General features: G+C 73.3%; 15 protein-coding genes. 11 read left to right on the top strand and 4 right to left on the bottom strand.

Annotated elements, in window-relative coordinates; all coding sequences use genetic code 11:
• Positions 1–211: 211 nt before the first annotated feature.
• The 3 genes from groES to O7622_RS00280 all read left to right on the top strand — a co-directional run bounded on the left by groES (position 212) and on the right by O7622_RS00280 (position 4,007).
• Positions 212–526 (top strand): co-chaperone GroES, encoded by a 315-nt coding sequence (gene groES, locus O7622_RS00290; RefSeq protein WP_018222648.1) that lies wholly within the window; start codon positions 212–214, stop codon positions 524–526.
• A gap of 70 nt (positions 527–596) precedes the next feature.
• Positions 597–2,240: a chaperonin GroEL gene (gene groL, locus O7622_RS00285; RefSeq protein WP_282311317.1), complete on the top strand. Its 1,644-nt coding sequence runs from the start codon at positions 597–599 to the stop codon at positions 2,238–2,240.
• Between the two features lie 123 nt (positions 2,241–2,363).
• On the top strand, positions 2,364–4,007 hold the full coding sequence (locus tag O7622_RS00280) for a molybdopterin-dependent oxidoreductase (protein ID WP_282311316.1): 1,644 nt from the start codon (positions 2,364–2,366) through the stop codon (positions 4,005–4,007).
• A gap of 79 nt (positions 4,008–4,086) precedes the next feature.
• Here O7622_RS00280 and O7622_RS00275 read toward each other — a convergent pair whose 3' ends face one another.
• Positions 4,087–4,470 carry a WhiB family transcriptional regulator gene (locus O7622_RS00275; protein WP_013288543.1) on the bottom strand — a complete coding sequence of 128 codons (384 nt, stop codon included), beginning with the start codon at positions 4,468–4,470 and terminating at the stop codon, positions 4,087–4,089.
• Between the two features lie 251 nt (positions 4,471–4,721).
• Here O7622_RS00275 and O7622_RS00270 point away from each other — a divergent pair, with 251 nt between their 5' ends.
• Positions 4,722–5,540: a response regulator transcription factor gene (locus O7622_RS00270; RefSeq protein WP_282311315.1), complete on the top strand. Its 819-nt coding sequence runs from the start codon at positions 4,722–4,724 to the stop codon at positions 5,538–5,540.
• 12 nt (positions 5,541–5,552) lie between these two features.
• Here O7622_RS00270 and O7622_RS00265 read toward each other — a convergent pair whose 3' ends face one another.
• Positions 5,553–5,957 carry a DUF5319 domain-containing protein gene (locus O7622_RS00265; RefSeq protein ID WP_194801374.1) on the bottom strand — a complete coding sequence of 135 codons (405 nt, stop codon included), beginning with the start codon at positions 5,955–5,957 and terminating at the stop codon, positions 5,553–5,555.
• Positions 5,958–6,154: 197 nt separating this feature from the next.
• Between O7622_RS00265 and guaB the strand changes: the two genes are divergently transcribed.
• The 4 genes from guaB (at position 6,155) to O7622_RS00245 (ending at position 11,889) form a co-directional block, all read left to right on the top strand.
• Positions 6,155–7,717 carry an IMP dehydrogenase gene (guaB, locus tag O7622_RS00260; protein WP_282311314.1) on the top strand — a complete coding sequence of 521 codons (1,563 nt, stop codon included), beginning with the start codon at positions 6,155–6,157 and terminating at the stop codon, positions 7,715–7,717.
• Between the two features lie 30 nt (positions 7,718–7,747).
• Positions 7,748–8,866 (top strand): GuaB3 family IMP dehydrogenase-related protein, encoded by a 1,119-nt coding sequence (locus O7622_RS00255; protein WP_013288539.1) that lies wholly within the window; start codon positions 7,748–7,750, stop codon positions 8,864–8,866.
• A gap of 77 nt (positions 8,867–8,943) precedes the next feature.
• Positions 8,944–10,341 (top strand): M1 family metallopeptidase, encoded by a 1,398-nt coding sequence (locus O7622_RS00250; protein WP_282311313.1) that lies wholly within the window; start codon positions 8,944–8,946, stop codon positions 10,339–10,341.
• A 90-nt stretch (positions 10,342–10,431) separates the two neighbouring features.
• The gene (locus O7622_RS00245) at positions 10,432–11,889 is read left to right on the top strand and encodes a M1 family metallopeptidase (protein ID WP_282311312.1); all 1,458 of its coding nucleotides are present in this window, start codon (positions 10,432–10,434) and stop codon (positions 11,887–11,889) included.
• Positions 11,890–11,893: 4 nt separating this feature from the next.
• On the opposite strand, the gene O7622_RS00240 is transcribed toward O7622_RS00245, so the two are convergent.
• On the bottom strand, positions 11,894–12,994 hold the full coding sequence (locus O7622_RS00240) for an LCP family protein (RefSeq protein ID WP_282311311.1): 1,101 nt from the start codon (positions 12,992–12,994) through the stop codon (positions 11,894–11,896).
• A gap of 140 nt (positions 12,995–13,134) precedes the next feature.
• Between O7622_RS00240 and O7622_RS00235 the strand changes: the two genes are divergently transcribed.
• A complete protein-coding gene (locus tag O7622_RS00235) occupies positions 13,135–14,817 on the top strand; it encodes a GMC family oxidoreductase (protein ID WP_282311310.1) in 1,683 nt (560 codons plus the stop codon).
• Between the two features lie 119 nt (positions 14,818–14,936).
• A complete protein-coding gene (gene guaA / locus O7622_RS00230) occupies positions 14,937–16,493 on the top strand; it encodes a glutamine-hydrolyzing GMP synthase (RefSeq protein WP_282311309.1) in 1,557 nt (518 codons plus the stop codon).
• A 6-nt stretch (positions 16,494–16,499) separates the two neighbouring features.
• On the opposite strand, the gene O7622_RS00225 is transcribed toward guaA, so the two are convergent.
• Positions 16,500–16,841, bottom strand: a complete 342-nt coding sequence (locus tag O7622_RS00225) for a PspC domain-containing protein (RefSeq protein ID WP_269704074.1) — start codon at positions 16,839–16,841, stop codon at positions 16,500–16,502.
• A gap of 144 nt (positions 16,842–16,985) precedes the next feature.
• Here O7622_RS00225 and O7622_RS00220 point away from each other — a divergent pair, with 144 nt between their 5' ends.
• Positions 16,986–17,933 (top strand): NUDIX domain-containing protein, encoded by a 948-nt coding sequence (locus O7622_RS00220; protein ID WP_013288532.1) that lies wholly within the window; start codon positions 16,986–16,988, stop codon positions 17,931–17,933.
• Positions 17,934–17,967 lie beyond the last annotated feature (34 nt).

Genomic DNA, 17,967 nt, shown 5'->3' with positions numbered 1-17,967 from the left:
ACGCGTTGGCACTCTCCTTGACGGAGTGCTAGCCGAGGAATAACCTGCGATTAGCACTCTCACCCTGAGGGTGCCAATCCCCGAGCCTCGTGCCCGGGGGTTGAGCGCCAGGCGGACCGGCACCCGCGACGACGGCCCCGCCCGGTGGCATGTGGCAGATTGACGCTGGTCGGCATGCCGGCCGGCAACGACACCAAGTACCCGGGAGGGTATGCCCGTGACTACCGCGACCAAGGTTGCGATCAAGCCGCTCGAGGACCGCATCGTGGTCCAGGCGAACGAGGCCGAGACCACCACCGCCTCGGGCATCGTGATCCCCGACACCGCCAAGGAGAAGCCGCAGGAGGGCACCGTCCTCGCTGTCGGCCCGGGCCGGATCGACGACAAGGGCAACCGCGTGCCGATCGACGTGAAGGTCGGCGACACCGTCCTCTACTCGAAGTACGGCGGCACCGAGGTCAAGTACGCCGGCGAGGAGTACCTGGTGCTCTCCGCCCGCGACGTCCTCGCGGTCATCGAGAAGTAAGCAACCGATCAGTGTCGTTGCCCCGGTCCGGCTCGCCGGGCCGGGGCAACGTCGCTTCGAAGGGATACTGATGGCGAAGATCCTCAGCTTCTCGGACGACGCCCGGCACCTGCTCGAGCACGGTGTCAACGCCCTCGCGGACGCGGTGAAGGTCACCCTCGGCCCGCGCGGGCGCAACGTCGTCCTGGACAAGAAGTTCGGTGCGCCCACGATCACCAACGACGGCGTGACCATCGCCAAGGAGATCGAGCTCACCAACCCGTACGAGAACCTCGGCGCGCAGCTGGTCAAGGAGGTGGCGACCAAGACCAACGACGTCGCCGGCGACGGGACCACCACCGCCACCGTGCTGGCCCAGGCCATGGTCCGCGAGGGCCTGCGGAACGTGGCCGCCGGCACCAACCCGACCGGCCTGAAGCGGGGCATCGACGCGGCGGCCGCCAAGGTCTCCGAGGCGCTGCTCGGCAAGGCCGTCGAGGTCGCCGGCAAGGAGTCGATCGCGCACGTCGCGACCGTCTCCGCGCAGGACGCCGCCATCGGCGAGCTGATCGCCGAGGCGATGGAGAAGGTCGGCCGCGACGGCGTCATCACCGTCGAGGAGGGCTCCGCGCTCACCACCGAGCTGGAGGTGACCGAGGGTCTCCAGTTCGACAAGGGCTTCATCTCGCCGAACTTCGTCACCGACCTGGAGGCGCAGGAGGCGGTCCTGGAGGACCCGTACATCCTGATCACCACCCAGAAGATCTCGGCGATCGAGGAGCTGCTGCCGCTGCTGGAGAAGGTTCTCCAGAACAACAAGCCGCTGCTCATCGTCGCCGAGGACGTCGAGGGTCAGGCCCTGTCCACGCTCGTGGTCAACGCGCTGCGCAAGACCGTCAAGGTCTGCGCGGTCAAGGCCCCCGGCTTCGGTGACCGCCGCAAGGCGATGCTCCAGGACATGGCGATCCTGACCGGCGCCGAGCTGGTCGCCCCGGAGCTGGGCTACAAGCTCGACCAGGTCGGCCTGGAGGTGCTCGGCACCGCCCGTCGCGTCGTGGTCGACAAGGAGAACACCACGGTCGTCGACGGTGGCGGGCAGGCCTCCGAGGTCGCCGACCGGGTCGCGCAGATCCGCAAGGAGATCGAGGCCTCCGACTCCGAGTGGGACCGGGAGAAGCTGGCCGAGCGGCTGGCGAAGCTCTCCGGCGGCATCGCCGTGATCAAGGTCGGTGCGGCCACCGAGGTCGAGATGAAGGAGCGCAAGCACCGCATCGAGGACGCCATCGCCGCGACCAAGGCCGCGGTCGAGGAGGGCACGGTCCCGGGTGGCGGTGCCGCCCTGGCCCAGATCCTGCCGGCGCTCGACGACGACCTGGGCTTCACCGGTGACGAGAAGGTCGGCGTCTCGATCGTGCGCAAGGCGCTCGTCGAGCCGCTGCGCTGGATCGCCCAGAACGCCGGCCACGACGGCTACGTGGTGGTGCAGAAGGTCGTCGCCCAGGACTGGGGTCACGGCCTCGACGCCGCCACCGGCGAGTACGTCGACCTGGCCAAGTCCGGCATCATCGACCCGGTGAAGGTGACCCGCAACGCGGTCAGCAACGCCGCCTCGATCGCCGGCCTGCTGCTCACCACCGAGAGCCTCGTGGTGGAGAAGCCGGCCGAGCCGGAGCCGGCCGCCGGTGGGCACGGCCACTCGCACGGTCACGGCCACCAGCACGGCCCGGGCTTCTGACCCGACCGCACGGCCCGACGTCAGGGCACACCGCCGACCCGGTGGTGTGCCCTGACGCGTATGCCCTTACGGAACGCCGACGACATTGGCAGCCGGGCCGGCGGGTCGACCAGACTGGACGCCGTGAGCACCCTCTTCCGCCGCCGCGCGGCACTGGCCGGTGTCGTCGCCGCCGTGGTGGCACTCGGCACCGCCGAACCCGTGGCGGTCCTGACCGGTCCCCGGTCCGCGTCGCTGGTCGCCGTCGGCGGACTCGTCGTCGACCTGGTGCCCGAGCCGCTCAAGCAGCTCGCCGTCGACGTCTTCGGCACGTACGACAAGATCGCCCTGCTGGTCGGGACGGCGCTGCTGCTGGCCGCCTTCGGGGCGCTGCTCGGCCTGGCGGCGGCCCGGCGGCTGGTGATCGGCCTGGCCGGCGTCGCCGCGTTCGCCGTGCTCGGCGTCGCCGCCGCGCTGACCCGGGCCGGCGCGAACGCGTTCGACGCGCTGCCCTCCGTGGTCGGCGGCGGGCTCGGCGCGCTGACGCTCCGGGCGTTCGTGGCCGGACCGCTGGGCGCCGGCCCGGCACGCCGGGAGCAGGCCGGGCGCGACCGGGCCGACGCGGCGGACCGGCCGCCGTCGACGCCGCCTCCGGTGGTCGCCGCGCTGGCCCGCGAGGGGGAGACCCCGGCCGGGTGGGAGCCGGTACGGCACGACGACGCGGAGTCGCGGCGACGGTTCCTGCGTAGTGCCGGGCTGCTCACCGGCGCGGCGGCGGTGGCCGGACTGGGCGGGCACTGGCTGGCCGGGCGGCGCGGCGTGTCGGCGGCCCGGGAGGCGGTGACGCTGCCCGCGCCGGCCGCGCCCGCCCCGCAGGTGCCGGCCGGAGCCGACCTGTCGCTGCCCCGGCTCGCGCCGTACGTGACGCCGAACCGGGAGTTCTACCGGATCGACACGGCCCTGGTGGTGCCGCAGGTGGACCCGGCCACCTGGCGGCTGCGGATCCACGGGCGGGTGCGCAACCCGATCGAGCTGAGCTTCGACGACCTGCTGGCCCGCCCGATGGTCGAGCGGTACGTGACGCTCGCCTGCGTCTCCAACGAGGTGGGCGGCGACCTGATCGGCAACGCGCGCTGGCTCGGCGTATCGATCGGGGAACTGCTCGACGAGGCCGGCCCGGAGGAGGGCGCGGACCAGGTGGTCGGGCGCGCGGTCGACGGCTGGACCTGCGGCGCGCCCACCTCGGTGCTGCGCGACGGGCGGGACGCGCTGCTCGCGGTCGGCATGAACGGCGAGCCGCTGCCGATCCAGCACGGCTTCCCGGTGCGGATGGTGGTGCCCGGCCTCTACGGGTACGTGTCGGCCTGCAAGTGGCTCACCGAACTGGAGCTGACCAGCTTCGCCGACTTCGACGCGTACTGGGTGCCGCGCGGCTGGTCCGCGCAGGGCCCGATCAAGACGCAGTCGCGGATCGACACGCCCCGGCCCCGCAGCCGCCCGGCCGCCGGCCCGGTGACGGTGGCCGGTGTGGCGTGGGCGCAGCACCGCGGCATCCGTGGCGTGGAGGTACGCGTCGACGGCGGCCCCTGGCGGGAGGCGACGCCGGCCCCGGCGGTGTCGGCGGACACCTGGGTGCAGTGGTCCTGGCGGTGGGACGCGACGCCGGGCGAACACACGCTCCAGGTGCGGGCGACCGACACGACCGGTGAGACCCAGACGGAACAGCGGGCCCCGGTCGCCCCGGACGGCGCGACCGGCTGGCACACCGTCACGGTCACCGTCTCCTGACCCGCCGTCCGGCGGGTGCCGACACGACGACGCCGCACCCCGGGGGTCCGGGGCGCGGCGTCGGGGGTCGTGAAGCCGGTCAGGCGACCTTGCGCTGGTCCGGCACTGCGGTGTTGTGCGGCCGGCCGAGGCGCGCCTCCAGCCGGGCGATGTCCACCTTGGTCTGCCGGCGGTCGGCCAGGTCCTCCCAGCCGAGGGCGAGCAGCCGCAGCCGCTCGGACTCGCTGAACCCGCCCCAGACGCCGTACGGCTCGCGTACGGAGAGCGCGTGGGCGGCGCACTCGGCGCGTACCGGGCAGGCGCGGCAGACCGACTTGGCGCCCATCTCGCGGCGCAGCCGGGAGGAGCCGCGCTCGCCGTCCGGGTGGAAGAACTGCGCGCTGTCGCGGCCACGGCAGGCTCCGAGCCGCTGCCAGTCCCAGAGTTCGTCGATCGGTCCAGGCAGCCTACGTACGTTCGACATCAGCACCCCTCCTCCCGCGCGGCACCGCGGAGAATGTTCGTTGCCAGCTACCGGGCGGCGGTCCGCGCGGGATGCCGGTTCCGGATGAACCCTCGGTACCCGAGCGGTCCGCGCCTCACACATCTGTGATCGAAAACCTCGGACACTCGGCGGCATATGCCCCATCTGTCGGAAAAGTTCGGATGATTGCCCGGAACCCTCTCCCGAGCCCACCTCCGCATGGTCTGCTCTGAGTCGGAGAGGAGACCACTGTGCGTAGTGTTCTTGTGTGCGTTCGGACACCATTGGCGGCCCAGCATCTGACCTCCGCGGCGGCGCGGCTCGGGCTGTCCGGCGTCGTCCGGACGGCCGTCTCCGACCCGGAGGTGATGTTGCGGCTCGCCGAGCGACAGGTGGACGTGGTGCTCGCCGACACCGCCCTGACCCGCCCGGACAGCGCCGGCTTCGTCCGGCGGGTGCTGGCCCGCGCCCCGCAGGCGGCGGTGCTGCTGCTCGGCGCCGAGGAGCCGGAGTCGGCGGCGGCCACCATCAGCGCCGGGGCGCGCGGACTGATCCAGAACGCCGACCACGACCTGACCAGCGCGGTCGCCAAGGCGCTGCTGCTGCTCTCCGCCCCCGGGCGGAGCAACAGGCACCGGGTGGCGGACACCGCCCGGGACGCGGCGGCGGTGGGCGGGCCGACCCGGCCGACGGCGCCGGGGCGTACCCAGGGTGGACCCGGCTGGCCGGCGACGGCGCCGGTGGACGCCGCGGGCCTGCCCACAGTGGTGCCTGTGCAGCGGGGCGAGGACCCGGACGACCCGGCGGCGGCCGACGGCGCGGAGGCGCCCCGGCCGGGCGCGGCCCAGCGGCCGGCGCGGACGCCGCGCAGCGCGATCGGGCTGACCGAGCGGGAGCTTCAGGTGCTGCTCGGCATGGCCGAGGGCAAGAGCAACGCGGAGATCGGGCGGGAGCTGTTCGTCTCCGAGGACACGGTCAAGACGCACGCCCGGCGGCTGTTCCGCAAGCTCGGCGCGCGCGACCGGGCGCACGCCGTGGCGGCCGGGTTCCGGGCCGGCCTGGTCGCCTGACCCGCGTGGGGATCACTCCTGCGCGGAGTCGTCGGTGCCCTCGGTGAGCGTGTCGTGCACGCCGTCGGCGTAGCCGCGGGCGTAGTCCCAGCTCACGTAGTGGTCGGGGTCGGGGTCGTAGGCCGGCTCGTGCACCCGGGGACGCCCCGAGTTGAGCAGGTGGCGCAGGTTGCCGCGCAGCAGGTCCCAGTCGAAGTAGTGCGGCTCGCGGCAGTCCTCGCACTCGATCACCAGGCCGCGCACGCCGATCGGCTGGAGCAACGCCTGGTAGATCTCCAGATCGGCGAGATCCTCCAGGACGTCCTGGCGCTCGACCTCGGTCAGCGGGTCGAGCGCGTCGTCGTCGCCGGGATCGTGCAGGCCGGCAGCCGGATCGGCCGGGTCGCCGTTGAACGGGTCGATGGGCTCGTCGTGCACCCCCTCACCGTAGACCCCGCGCCGCCGGAAAGCCCGCCCCAGCCCGTGCTGTGGCCTGGCCTACCCTCGGGCCCGCCGCTGCCCGGACGCGGACGGGCGAGTGGGTACGATGAGGCGGCGCGCCGTCACCGGGCGCCCGCCGGTGCCCCCGCGCGCCGCCTCGCTGCAGCCCGTTCGACCAGCTCAGGGGAGCAATCGTGGAGAATTCGCCCAGCACCGAGATCCCGGCCGGCACCGACGGCGGGGAGCTGGGTGGCCATCTGCCCGAGCTGCCGGCCGGTTCGGCCCGGGTGGTGCCGCTCGGGCTGACCTTCGACGACGTCCTGCTCCAGCCGGGCGAGTCGGACGTCGTGCCCAGCCGCGTCAACACCCGCACCCGCCTCACCCGCAACATCGAGCTGACCGTGCCGCTGCTGTCCAGCGCGATGGACACGGTCACCGAGGCGCGGATGGCGATCGCGATGGCCCGCCAGGGCGGCATCGGCGTGCTGCACCGCAACCTCTCCGTGGATGACCAGGCGCTCCAGGTCGACCTGGTGAAGCGCTCCGAGTCCGGCATGATCACCAACCCGGTGACCGCCAGCCCGGACGACACGCTGCGCGAGGTCGACGCGCTCTGCGGGCGCTACCGCATCTCCGGCGTGCCGGTGGTGGACGGGCAGGGCCAGTTGGTCGGCATCGTCACCAACCGCGACATGCGGTTCGTCTCCGACCCGGCCACGCCGGTGCGCGAGATCATGACCCGCACCCCGCTGATCACCGCCCCGGTCGGCGTGAGCAAGGACGACGCGCTCGGCTTGCTGCGCCAGCACAAGATCGAGAAGTTGCCGATCGTGGACGCGGGCGGCAAGCTGCGCGGCCTGATCACGGTCAAGGACTTCACCAAGAGCGAGCAGTACCCGAACGCCACCAAGGACGACGCGGGCCGGCTCCGGGTCGCCGCCGCGGTCGGCGTGGGCGAGGACGGCTACAAGCGGGCCCGTGCCCTGGTCGACGCCGGGGTGGACGTCGTCATCGTCGACACCGCGCACGGCCACCAGCGCGCCGTGCTGGAGATGGTCGCCCGGCTCAAGCGGGACGTCACCATCGACATCGTGGGCGGCAACATCGCCACGTACGCGGGCGCGAAGGCGCTCGTCGAGGCCGGCGCGGACGGCGTGAAGGTGGGCGTCGGCCCGGGCGCCATCTGCACCACGCGGATCGTGGCCGGGGTGGGCGTACCGCAGATCACCGCGATCATGGAGGCGACCCGCGCCGCCCGCCCGGCCGGCGTGCCGGTCATCGGCGACGGCGGCATCCAGTATTCCGGCGACATCGCCAAGGCGCTCGTCGCCGGCGCCGACACGGTGATGCTCGGCAGCCTGCTCGCCGGCTGCGAGGAGAGCCCCGGCGAGCTGATCTTCGTCAACGGCAAGCAGTACAAGGCGTACCGGGGGATGGGCTCGCTCGGTGCGATGCAGTCACGCGGCCAGGTCAAGTCCTACTCCAAGGACCGCTACTTCCAGCAGGACGTGACCAGCGACGAGAAGCTGGTCCCGGAGGGCGTCGAGGGTCAGGTGCCCTACCGCGGCCCGCTCTCCCAGGTCGCCCACCAGCTCACCGGTGGCCTGCGTCTCGCCATGGGGTACGCGGGCGCGGAGACCATCGCCGATCTGCACCAGCGTGGCCAGCTCATCCGGATCACCGCGGCCGGGCTCAAGGAGAGCCACCCGCACGACATCCAGATGACCGTCGAGGCGCCCAACTACCACACCCGCTGACCCACCACCCCCAACCACCTGGAGTCCCCCATGCGTGACGTGGTCGAGATCGGGCTGGGCAAGACCGCGCAGCGCGGCTACCACCTGGACGACATCGCCATCGTGCCGAGCCGCCGCACCCGGGACGTCGACGACGTCTCCACCGCGTGGCAGCTCGACGCGTACCAGTTCGGCATCCCCTGCGTCGCGCACCCCTCGGACGCGACCATGAGCCCCGCCTCGGCGGTCCGGCTCGGCCAGCTCGGCGGCCTCGGCGTGCTCAACGTCGAGGGCCTCTGGACCCGGTACGAGAACCCGGCCAAGATCCTGGAGGAACTGGCCGGTCTCGGCGAGGACGCGCGGGCGACCAAGCGCCTCCAGGAGGTCTACGCCGAGCCGATCCGGCCCGACCTGATCGCCGAGCGGGTACGCGAGCTGCGTGAGGGCGGCGGCACGGTGGCGGTGCGCGTCTCCCCGCAGCACACCCTGGCGCTGGCCCCGGTGATCCTCGACGCCGGCGTGGACATCCTGGTCATCCAGGGCACGCTCGTCTCGGCCGAGCACGTCTCCACCACCGACGAGCCGCTCAACCTCAAGGAGTTCATCGCCGACCTGGACCTGCCGGTCGTCGTCGGCGGCTGCACCGACTACAAGACCGCGCTGCACCTGATGCGTACCGGCGCGGCCGGCGTGATCGTGGGCATCGGCGGCGACGACTGGTCGACCACCGAGTCGGTGCTCGGCATCCGGGTGCCGATGGCCACCGCCATCGCCGACGCCGCCGCCGCCCGCCGCGACTACCTGGACGAGACCGGCGGCCGGTACGTGCACCTGATCGCCGACGGCGACATGCAGACCTCCGGTGACATCGCCAAGGCGCTCGGCTGCGGCGCGGACGCGGTGATGCTCGGCGAGCCGCTGTCGCTGTGCGAGGAGGCACCGGCCGGTGGCGCGTGGTGGCACTCCGCGGCCAGCCACCCGTCGCTGCCCCGTGGTGCGTTCGAGGTGGCCGGTGAGCCGCTCGGTTCGATGGAGAAGCTGCTGTTCGGCCCGGCCGACGAGCCGGACGGCCAGCTCAACCTCTTCGGCGGCCTGCGCCGCGCGATGGCCAAGTGCGGCTACCGCGACCTGAAGGAGTTCCAGAAGGTCGGGCTGGTCCTCGACCGCTGAGCACAGCGTGACGGCGCGGGCGGCGGCGCGGACGTGTTCCGGCCCCGCCCGCGCCGCCGCGCGTCTAGGCTCGCCGGGTGAGACGGGGGCGGGTCTGGGCGGCAGGGCTGGTGACGGCGGCGCTCGCGCTGAGCGGGTGCACCGGCGGCGACGACGGCAACGGGTTCCGGCCGGGCGCGGCGGACGCCGGTGACCCGTACGTGCCGGGGGCCGGCAACGGCGGCTACGACGTGGGCCACTACGCGCTGGACGTGCGGTACGACCCGGCCGGTGACCGGCTCACCGGCACCGCGACGCTGACCGTCACCGCCACCCGGGCGCTGTCCCGGTTCCAGCTCGACCTGGCCGGGCTGGACGTCGAGCGGGTGCGGGTCGACGGCGAGGCGGCGAAGCACCGCCACGACGGCGCCGAGCTGATCGTCACCCCGTCGGGCGGGCTGCCGTCCGGGCGGCGGTTCACGGTCGAGGTCGCGTACGGCGGGGTGCCGAAGCCGCTGCCGAACGCCGAACTGGGCGACGGCGGCTTCCACGCCACACCGGACGGTGCGATAGCGCTCGGTCAGCCGGAGTCGGCCAGCACCTGGTACCCGGTCAACGACCACCCGTCGGACAAGGCCACCTACGACCTCGCCGTCACCGTGCCGGACGGCCTCGCCGCGCTGTCCAACGGCGTGCCGGAGGGGAGGACCTCACAGGGCGGCTGGACCACCTGGCGCTGGGCGGAACGCGCGCCGATGGCCAGCTACCTGAGCACGCTGGTGATCGGCGACTACCGGGTCAGCAGCGGCACGCACGCCGGCAAGCCGCTGGTCACCGCCGTCGCCGCGGCGCTGCCCGCGGACGGTCCGGCCGCCGCGTCGGTGGCCCGCACCGGCGAGGTCGCCGACTTCCTGGCCGCGCGCTTCGGCCCGTACCCGTTCGACTCGTACGGCGGCGTGGTGGTCGCCGACGAACGCATCCGGTACGCGCTGGAGACGCAGAGCCGTCCGGTCTACGGGCCGGCGTTCTTCCGCGGGGACCGGCCCAACACCGAGGTGGTCGCGCACGAGCTGGCGCACCAGTGGTTCGGCGACAGCGTCTCGGTGGCCCGGTGGAGCGACATCTGGCTCAACGAGGGCTTCGCCACGTACGCCGAATGGCTCTGGGCCGAGCACGACGGCGGGCGCACAGTGGCGCAGACAGTCATCGAGCGCTACGCGGCCACCGACTGGTCGAAGCCCACGGTCGACCCGGGCCGGGCCGGGATGTTCGGCGACGCGGTCTACCAGCGGGGCGCGCTCGCGGTGCACGCGCTGCGCCGCGCGGTGGGCGACGAGACGTTCTACCGGGTGCTGCGCGGCTGGCTGGCGCAGCACCGCGACGGCAACGTCACCACCGCCGACTTCGTCGGGTACGCCGAACGCACGTCCGGGCGGCCGCTGCGGGCGCTGCTGGACGCCTGGCTGGTCGGGGGCACGCCACCGGGACTGCCGTGACGCACGCGTGACCGCCGCTGGGTAGGCTGCCGCGGTCGGAGCGGCCCAGTGGGCGGGGCCGCCGAACGGGCCCCCGGAGGGATCGAGGCGATGACGCGGCGCGGCGCACGACGACGGCTCGGGTTGCTGACCTGCGGCACGCTGCTGCTGGCCGGCTGCGGTTCGGCCGAGCCGGACCCGGGCCCGTCGTCCCCGGCCGGTCCCGCGCCGGCGACCCCGCGCAGCTTCGTGCCGGGCGCGGCCGGCGCCGGCGACGCGTACTTCCCGAGCTACGGCAACGGCGGGTACGACGTCGCGCACTACACGGTGAAGGTTCGCTACGACCCGGAGACGGACAAGCTCAGCGGCACCACCACGCTGCGGGCCACCGCGACCGCCGACCTGTCCGCGTTCAACCTGGACCTGGCCGGGCTGACCGTCCGCTCGGTGACTGTGGACGGCGCCGCCGCCCGGCACAGCCGCACCGAGGACGAGCTGGTGATCACCCCGGCGATCGGGCTGACCTCCGGCAACGGGTTCACCGCCGAGATCCGGTACGACGGCCGGCCGGAGCCGCTGCGTACCGAGGCGCTGGGCGAGGGCGGCTGGCTGCACACCGTCGACGGGGCGATCGCGCTCGGGCAGCCGGAGTCGGCGAGCACCTGGTTCCCGGTCAACGACCACCCCTCGGACAAGGCCACGTACGACATGGAGATCACCGTCCCGAAGGGACTGACGGCGGTCTCCAACGGCGTGCCGAAGGGAAAGGCGACCAGCGGCGCCTGGACCACCTGGAAGTGGTCGGAGACCGCGCCGGCCGCCAGTTACCTCACCACCGTGGCGATCGGGAAGTTCCGGGTCACCACCGGGCAGCACAAGGGACGGCCGGTCTACAACGCGGTCACCACGCAGGTGGCGGAGGGCGCGCCGGACCGGTCCGTCGCGCGCACCATCGAGGTCGCCGACTACCTGGAGAGCGTCTTCGGGCCGTACCCGTTCGACTCGTACGGCGGCGTGGTGGTCGCCGACGAACGCATCCGGTACGCCCTGGAGACGCAGAGCCGGCCGGTCTACTCGGCGAGCTTCTTCCGGCAGGGCGACAACACCGGCGTGGTCGCGCACGAGCTGGCCCACCAGTGGTACGGCAACAGCGTGTCGATCCAGCGCTGGCAGGACATCTGGCTCAACGAGGGGCTGGCCACGTACGCCGAGTGGCTGTGGGCCGAGCACAGCGGCTCGACCACGGTTCAGCGCATGTTCGAGCAGAAGTACGCGAACGCCGGCGGTCAGGTGTGGCGTACGCCGCCGGGCAAGCCGGGCGTGGCGAACCTGTTCAGCCGCTCGGTCTACGACCGGGGCGGGATGACTGTGCACGCGCTGCGGGTGGCGGTGGGCGACACCGCGTTCTTCGCGATCCTGCGCACCTGGGCGGCGGAGCGGAAGAACGGCAACGCCACCACCGCCGACTTCGTGGCGCTGGCCGAGCGGATCTCCGGCAGGAAGCTGGCGAAGGTCTTCGACCCGTGGCTCTACGGCACCGAGCGCCCGCCCACCCCGAAGCCGCTGTAGGGCGTCAGTTCTTGACGCGCAGCGACGGGTGGGCGGCCAGGAACGCGTCGGCCCGCCCGCCGCGCAGCGCGGTGAGGAAGTCGCGGCCGAGCGGCTTGAGCTGCTCACCGCGGTACGCGCCGCCGCTGCCCACCCCGGCGCCGGGCAGCACGACGAGCGTGAGCCGGTCCGCCGGCAGGCCACCCAGGGCGTACGCGAAGTCGACCAGTTTCCGGCCGCCCCCGGCGTACACCAGGGTCTTGCCCAGCGCGGCCACCACCTGCTCGACCCGCTGCGGGTCGCGGGCGGTGCCCTGGTCGAGGATCTTGCGGGCCAGCGCCCGGAGCAGTTGCTGCTGGTGCCGCTGCCGGGTGTAGTCGCCGCCCGCTGTGTAGCGCTGCCGCGCGTAGTCGAGCGCCTGCCAGCCGGTCAGGTGCCGGGTGCCCTTCTCGTAGACCATCTGCGGCCCGGTGTACCCGCCGCCGGTCAGCGTCCGCATGGCGCCGTCCGGGCGGCGGTGCCGGGACTCGACCCGCTGGTCGACGTAGAGGTCGACCCCGCCGAGCGTGTCCACCAGCCTGTCGAAACCGCCGAACGTGATCACCGCACCGGCGTCGATGCGCAGCCCGGTGTAGCGGGAGACGGTGGTGCGCAGCAGCTCGTACCCCTGGGCGGTGCTGGGGTTGCGCTTGTCGCCCGGCACCCGGCTGCCGTAGCTCATCGCGTGGGTGAGCTTGGTCCGGCCGCCCGGGTAGCGGGCCTTCGGGTAGGCGGGGATGTCGACCACCAGGTCGCGGGGCAGCGAGAACAGGTACGCCCGGTCCAGCCCGGCGGGTACGTGCAGCAGCAGCACGGCGTCGGCGTGCGGCTCCCAGCCGGGGATGCTGACCCGGGTGTCGACGCCGACGAGCAGCAGGTTGAGCGGGCCCTTCAGGTCGGCGCCGGGCGGCGGTGTCGGGCTGGCGGTGGTCGGCGCGGGCGTGGGCGAGGCCGGTGGCGCGGTGCTGGGGCCGGCGACCGGCGCGGCGGGGCGGTTCGCCACCAGCCGTGTGGTCACCACCGCCCCGGTGGCCACCAGCAGCGCCGCCACCAGCGCGGCCAGGCCCAGCAGACGTCGTCTCGTCACGTTCGTTCCTCCCCGTGGAGTGCGACGCGCCGGGGCCGCCGGAGGTTGCAGCGGCGGGAATCCCGGCGAATCGAGCGCTCTGCATGATCTGCGAAAAACACTCGCTGGCGCCATAGCTACCGGTCGGTAATGATGCGTTCATGCGTTACGACGTGCTCGTCATCGGTTCGGGCTTCGGCGGTAGCGTCACCGCGCTCCGGCTGGCCGAGAAGGGCTACACGGTGGGCGTCCTGGAGGCGGGGCGGCGCTTCGCCGACGACGAGTTCCCGCGTACGTCCTGGCGGGCGCGACGGTTCCTCTGGGCGCCCCGGCTCGGCTGCTTCGGGCTCCAGCGGATCACGCTGCTGCGCTCGGCCGACCGCAGGGCCGGCGGCGGCGTGCTGGTGCTCTCCGGCGCCGGTGTGGGCGGCGGCTCGCTCGTCTACGCGAACACGCTCTACGAGCCGCTCGCCGCGTTCTACGCCGACCCGCAGTGGCGGGACATCACCGACTGGCGCGACGAGCTGGCCCGCCACTACGACCAGGCGAAGCGGATGCTCGGCGTCACCACGTACCCGATCGACACCCGCGCGGACCAGGCCGTCCGCGCGGTGGCCGAGCGGATGGGGGTGGCGCACACCTACCACCCGACGCCGGTCGGCGTGCACATCGGGCGGCCCGGCGAGCGGGTGGCCGACCCGTACTTCGGCGGGGCCGGGCCGGACCGCACCGGGTGCAGCCACTGCGGGTCGTGCATGACCGGCTGCCGGCACGGCGCCAAGAACACGCTCGTGAAGAACTACCTCTGGCTGGCCGAGCGCCTCGGCGTGCAGGTGCACCCGCTGACCACTGTGACCGCCGTCCGCCCGGACCCGGCCGGTGGGTACGCGGTGCACACCGAACGCACCGGCGCCTGGCTGCGCAAGCGGCGCGAGGTGATCCACGCCGACCAGGTGGTCTTCGCGGCCGGCGCGCTCGGCACCCAGCGGCTGCTGCACGAGATGAAGGCGACCGGTGCGCTGCCGGCGCTCTCGCCCCGGCTGGGCGAGCTGACCCGGACCAACTCCGAGGCCATCCTCGGCGCCTCGGTGGCGCCCGGCGCGGCCCGCCGGCGCGGCCTCGACTTCACCGAGGGGGTGGCGATCACCAGCTCGTTCCACCCCGACCCGCAGACCCACATCGAGCCGGTCCGCTACGGCAAGGGCTCCAACGCGATGGGCCTGCTCCAGTCGCTGCTCGTCGACGGCGGTCCCCGCCGGGCCCGGCGCTGGCTGGGCGGCATCGTCCGGCAGCCGGTGCTGGCGGCGCGGATGCTGTCCGTACGCCGCTGGTCCGAGCGCACAGTGATCGCGCTCGTCATGCAGTCGGTCGACAACTCGCTGACCACCCGCCTCCGCAAGGGGCGGCTGGTCTCCGGCCCCGGCCACGGCGCGCCCAACCCGACCTGGATCCCGGCCGGCAACACGGCGGTCCGGCTGCTCGCCGAGGAGATCGACGGCACCCCCGGCGGCGCGGTGACCGAGCCGTTCAACATCCCGATGACCGCGCACATCCTCGGCGGCGCGGTGATCGGCGCCACCCCGGACGCGGGGGTGATCGACCCCTGGCACCGGGTGTACGGCCACCCGGGGCTGCACGTGGTGGACGGCGCGGCGGTCTCGGCGAACCTGGGCGTCAACCCGTCGCTGACCATCACGGCGCAGGCCGAGCGGGCCATGTCGTACTGGCCGAACAAGGGCGAGGCGGACCCGCGTCCGGCGCTCGGCACTGCGTACACCCGGGTCGATCCGGTGCCACCGCGGCGGCCGGCCGTCCCCGCGCATGCCCCCGCCGCCCTGCGGTGAAAGGAAGGGCCCCTTCTTAACGCCTCCGGTAGAGGAAGGGCCCCTTGTTAACACATTCACCCCGCAACACCGCCGGGGCGCGTCCGCGCGGCCGGTGACTGTCGGTAGGCTTTGCGCACATGAGCACGCCTCGCCCCGTCCTCGTGGTGGACTTCGGAGCCCAGTACGCCCAGCTCATCGCGCGCCGTGTCCGCGAGGCGAAGGTCTACTCGGAGATCGTCCCGCATTCCATGCCGGTGTCCGAGATGCTGGCCAAGAACCCGGCCGCGATCATCCTGTCCGGCGGCCCGTCCAGCGTCTACGCGCCGGGCGCGCCGCAGATCGACGCCGGGATGTTCGACGCCGGCGTGCCGGTCTTCGGCATCTGCTACGGCTTCCAGGCCATGGCCCAGGCGCTCGGCGGCACCGTGGCGCGCACCGGCAACCGCGAGTACGGCGGCACCCCGCTGCGCCCGCGCCTGACCGAGCCCGGTGTGCTGCTGCGCGACCTGCCGGCCGACCTGCCGGTCTGGATGAGCCACGGCGACTGCGTCACCGAGGCGCCGGACGGCTTCACCGTGACCGCCGAGTCGGCGGGCGCCCCGGTCGCCGCGTTCGAGGACCTGGCCGGGCGGCGGGCCGGCGTGCAGTTCCACCCGGAGGTCGGGCACACCGCGCACGGCCAGGAGATGCTCAGCCGCTTCCTGTACGACATCGCCGGCATCGCACCGACCTGGACGCCGTCGAACATCATCGACGAGCAGGTCGCCCGGATCCGCGAGCAGGTGGGCGACAAGGAGGTCATCTGCGGCCTCTCCGGCGGCGTCGACTCGGCGGTCGCCGCGGCGCTCGTGCACCGTGCCGTGGGCGACCAGCTCACCTGCGTGTTCGTGGACCACGGTCTGCTGCGGGCCGGTGAGGCCGAGCAGGTCGAGAAGGACTACGTGGCGGCGACCGGCATCAAGCTCAAGGTGGTCGACGCGCGGGAGCGGTTCCTCGGCGCGCTCGCCGGGGTGACCGACCCGGAGCAGAAGCGCAAGATCATCGGCCGGGAGTTCATCCGTGTCTTCGAGGCCGCCGCCCGGGAGATCGCCGCGCACGGCGACGTGGAATACCTGGTGCAGGGCACGCTCTACCCGGACGTGGTGGAGTCCGGCGGCGGCACCGGCACCGCCAACATCAAGAGCCACCACAACGTCGGCGGCCTGCCCGAGGACCTGAAGTTCGCCCTGGTCGAGCCACTGCGCACGCTGTTCAAGGACGAGGTCCGCACGATCGGCCTGGAGCTGGGACTGCCCGAGGCGATGGTGTGGCGGCACCCGTTCCCCGGTCCGGGCCTGGCCATCCGGATCATCGGCGCGGTCGACGAGGAGCGCCTCGCCGTGCTCCGCAAGGCCGACCTGATCGCCCGGCAGGAGCTGACCGCGGCCGGTCTGGACCGGGGCGTCTGGCAGTTCCCGGTGGTGCTTCTGGCCGACGTCCGCAGCGTCGGGGTGCAGGGCGACGGGCGCACCTACGGCCACCCGGTGGTGCTGCGCCCGGTCTCCAGCGATGACGCGATGACCGCCGACTGGTCCCGGCTGCCCTACGACGTGGTGGCGCGGATCTCCACCCGGATCACCAACGAGGTCGCCGAGGTCAACCGCGTGGTCCTGGACGTGACGAGCAAGCCGCCGGGCACCATCGAGTGGGAGTGACGCGGCTCAGGCCGCGGGCGGCGTCTGCGGTCCGGCCCCGGGCTGCGGCGTAGCCGGCGGGACCGGCGCGGCCGGCGGGACCGGCGGCCAGCCCGGCGCGGTGCCCGGCGGGTGCGGCCAGGCGGGCGCGCCGGCCGGCTCCTCGGGCATCAGGAACCACATGATCGGGTACGCGAGCGCGGCGAGCCCGCCGGTGAGCACGGTGGCGGTCGCGAAGATCACCCGGATCAGCGTGGGGTCGGCGGCGAAGTAGCGGCCGAGGCCGCTCGCCACACCGGCGATCATGCGGTCGCTGACCGGTCGGCGGAGCTGCTTGTACGGGGCCTGGGAGGGGTTCGGGAAGGTCATGTGTCAACGGTCCCGCGCGCCGTGGTGGGCGACCTCGGTGACCGCCCGGACGCTTACCCTGAGCTGCCCCTGAGACGCCAGCGGAGAGTCAGGAATCTGACTCTTTTCGATGTCGGTAACCCGCTACGGGGAGAATTTGCTCCCGTGACCACCTCGCTGGAGCCGCTCCGCAGGATCGCGGCATACGCAGTTTGTGCTGACTCGAACGGCCGAGTGTTGCTGGTCCGCGCATCGGAGCGCTCCGGCACCCCCGGCACCTGGTCGCTCCCCGGAGGAGCGGTCGATCACGGTGAGGACCCCAAACACACGGTCGTCCGGGAGACCGCGGCCGAGACCGGGCTCTCGGTGGCGGTCGCCGGTCTCCAGGACGTGCTCGCCGACATGCGAGCGCTGCCCGAGCGGCACATCACGATCCACACCGACCGGCTCCTCTACACCGTGTCGGTCCGCGGCGGGACGCTCACCGAGCGGGTCGACCGCCCGACCGACCTGGCCCGCTGGTTCACCCTCGACGAGGCCCGGGAGCTGCCGCTGCGGTCGTTCACCGCACGTGCCCTGGGCCTGCCCACCTCCACCGACGACATCGTGCCGGAGGAGGTGCCCGAGTTCCCCTCGTTCTACGCCGTCCCCGGCCCGGACGGGCTGCACCGGGCGCAGCGTTTCGCCGCGTACGCGGTGGTGACCGACCCGGAGGAGCGGGTGCTGCTGACCCGGGTGTCCGACGGCTACCCGGGCGCCGGCTGCTGGCACCTGCCCGGCGGCGGCACCGACTACGGCGAGCAGCCGGGCGCGGCGCTGATCCGGGAACTGGTCGAGGAGACCGGACAGACCGGCCGCCTGGTCGAGCTGCTCGGGGTGGCCAGCCACCGGGACGCCGCCTCGCTCGGCCCAGAGGGCTACCCGATCGACTGGCACGGCGTACGCGCCTTCTACCGGGTGGTCGTCGACCAGCCCGCGCCGCCCACCGTGGCCGACATCGGCGGTTCGACCTGCGAGGCCCGCTGGTTCCGCCGCGAGGAACTCGGCGCCCTCCCCACCGACCGCCTCACCGAGGTGACGGCCGAAGCAGTCCAGGCCGCCCACCTCCTCTGACCCCCCACCCCGGGCCCTCACCCCGGCGATCATG

The sequence above is a fragment of the Micromonospora sp. WMMD1076 genome, assembly GCF_029581475.1.
GTDB lineage: Bacteria > Actinomycetota > Actinomycetes > Mycobacteriales > Micromonosporaceae > Micromonospora > Micromonospora aurantiaca.
Note: the sequence above shows the minus strand (reverse complement) of the source record. Positions and strands in the feature narration are given on the sequence as shown.

Excerpts from the sequence above, each read along its gene's own strand:
- O7622_RS00275 (WP_013288543.1), bottom strand. The coding sequence starts at position 4,470 with ATGTCGAACGTACGTAGGCTGCCTGGACCGATCGACGAACTCTGGGAC.
- guaA (WP_282311309.1), top strand. The coding sequence starts at position 14,937 with ATGAGCACGCCTCGCCCCGTCCTCGTGGTGGACTTCGGAGCCCAGTAC.
- O7622_RS00235 (WP_282311310.1), top strand. The coding sequence starts at position 13,135 with ATGCGTTACGACGTGCTCGTCATCGGTTCGGGCTTCGGCGGTAGCGTC.
- O7622_RS00245 (WP_282311312.1), top strand. The coding sequence starts at position 10,432 with ATGACGCGGCGCGGCGCACGACGACGGCTCGGGTTGCTGACCTGCGGC.
- O7622_RS00255 (WP_013288539.1), top strand. The coding sequence starts at position 7,748 with ATGCGTGACGTGGTCGAGATCGGGCTGGGCAAGACCGCGCAGCGCGGC.
- O7622_RS00225 (WP_269704074.1), bottom strand. The coding sequence starts at position 16,841 with ATGACCTTCCCGAACCCCTCCCAGGCCCCGTACAAGCAGCTCCGCCGA.
- groES (WP_018222648.1), top strand. The coding sequence starts at position 212 with ATGCCCGTGACTACCGCGACCAAGGTTGCGATCAAGCCGCTCGAGGAC.
- groL (WP_282311317.1), top strand. The coding sequence starts at position 597 with ATGGCGAAGATCCTCAGCTTCTCGGACGACGCCCGGCACCTGCTCGAG.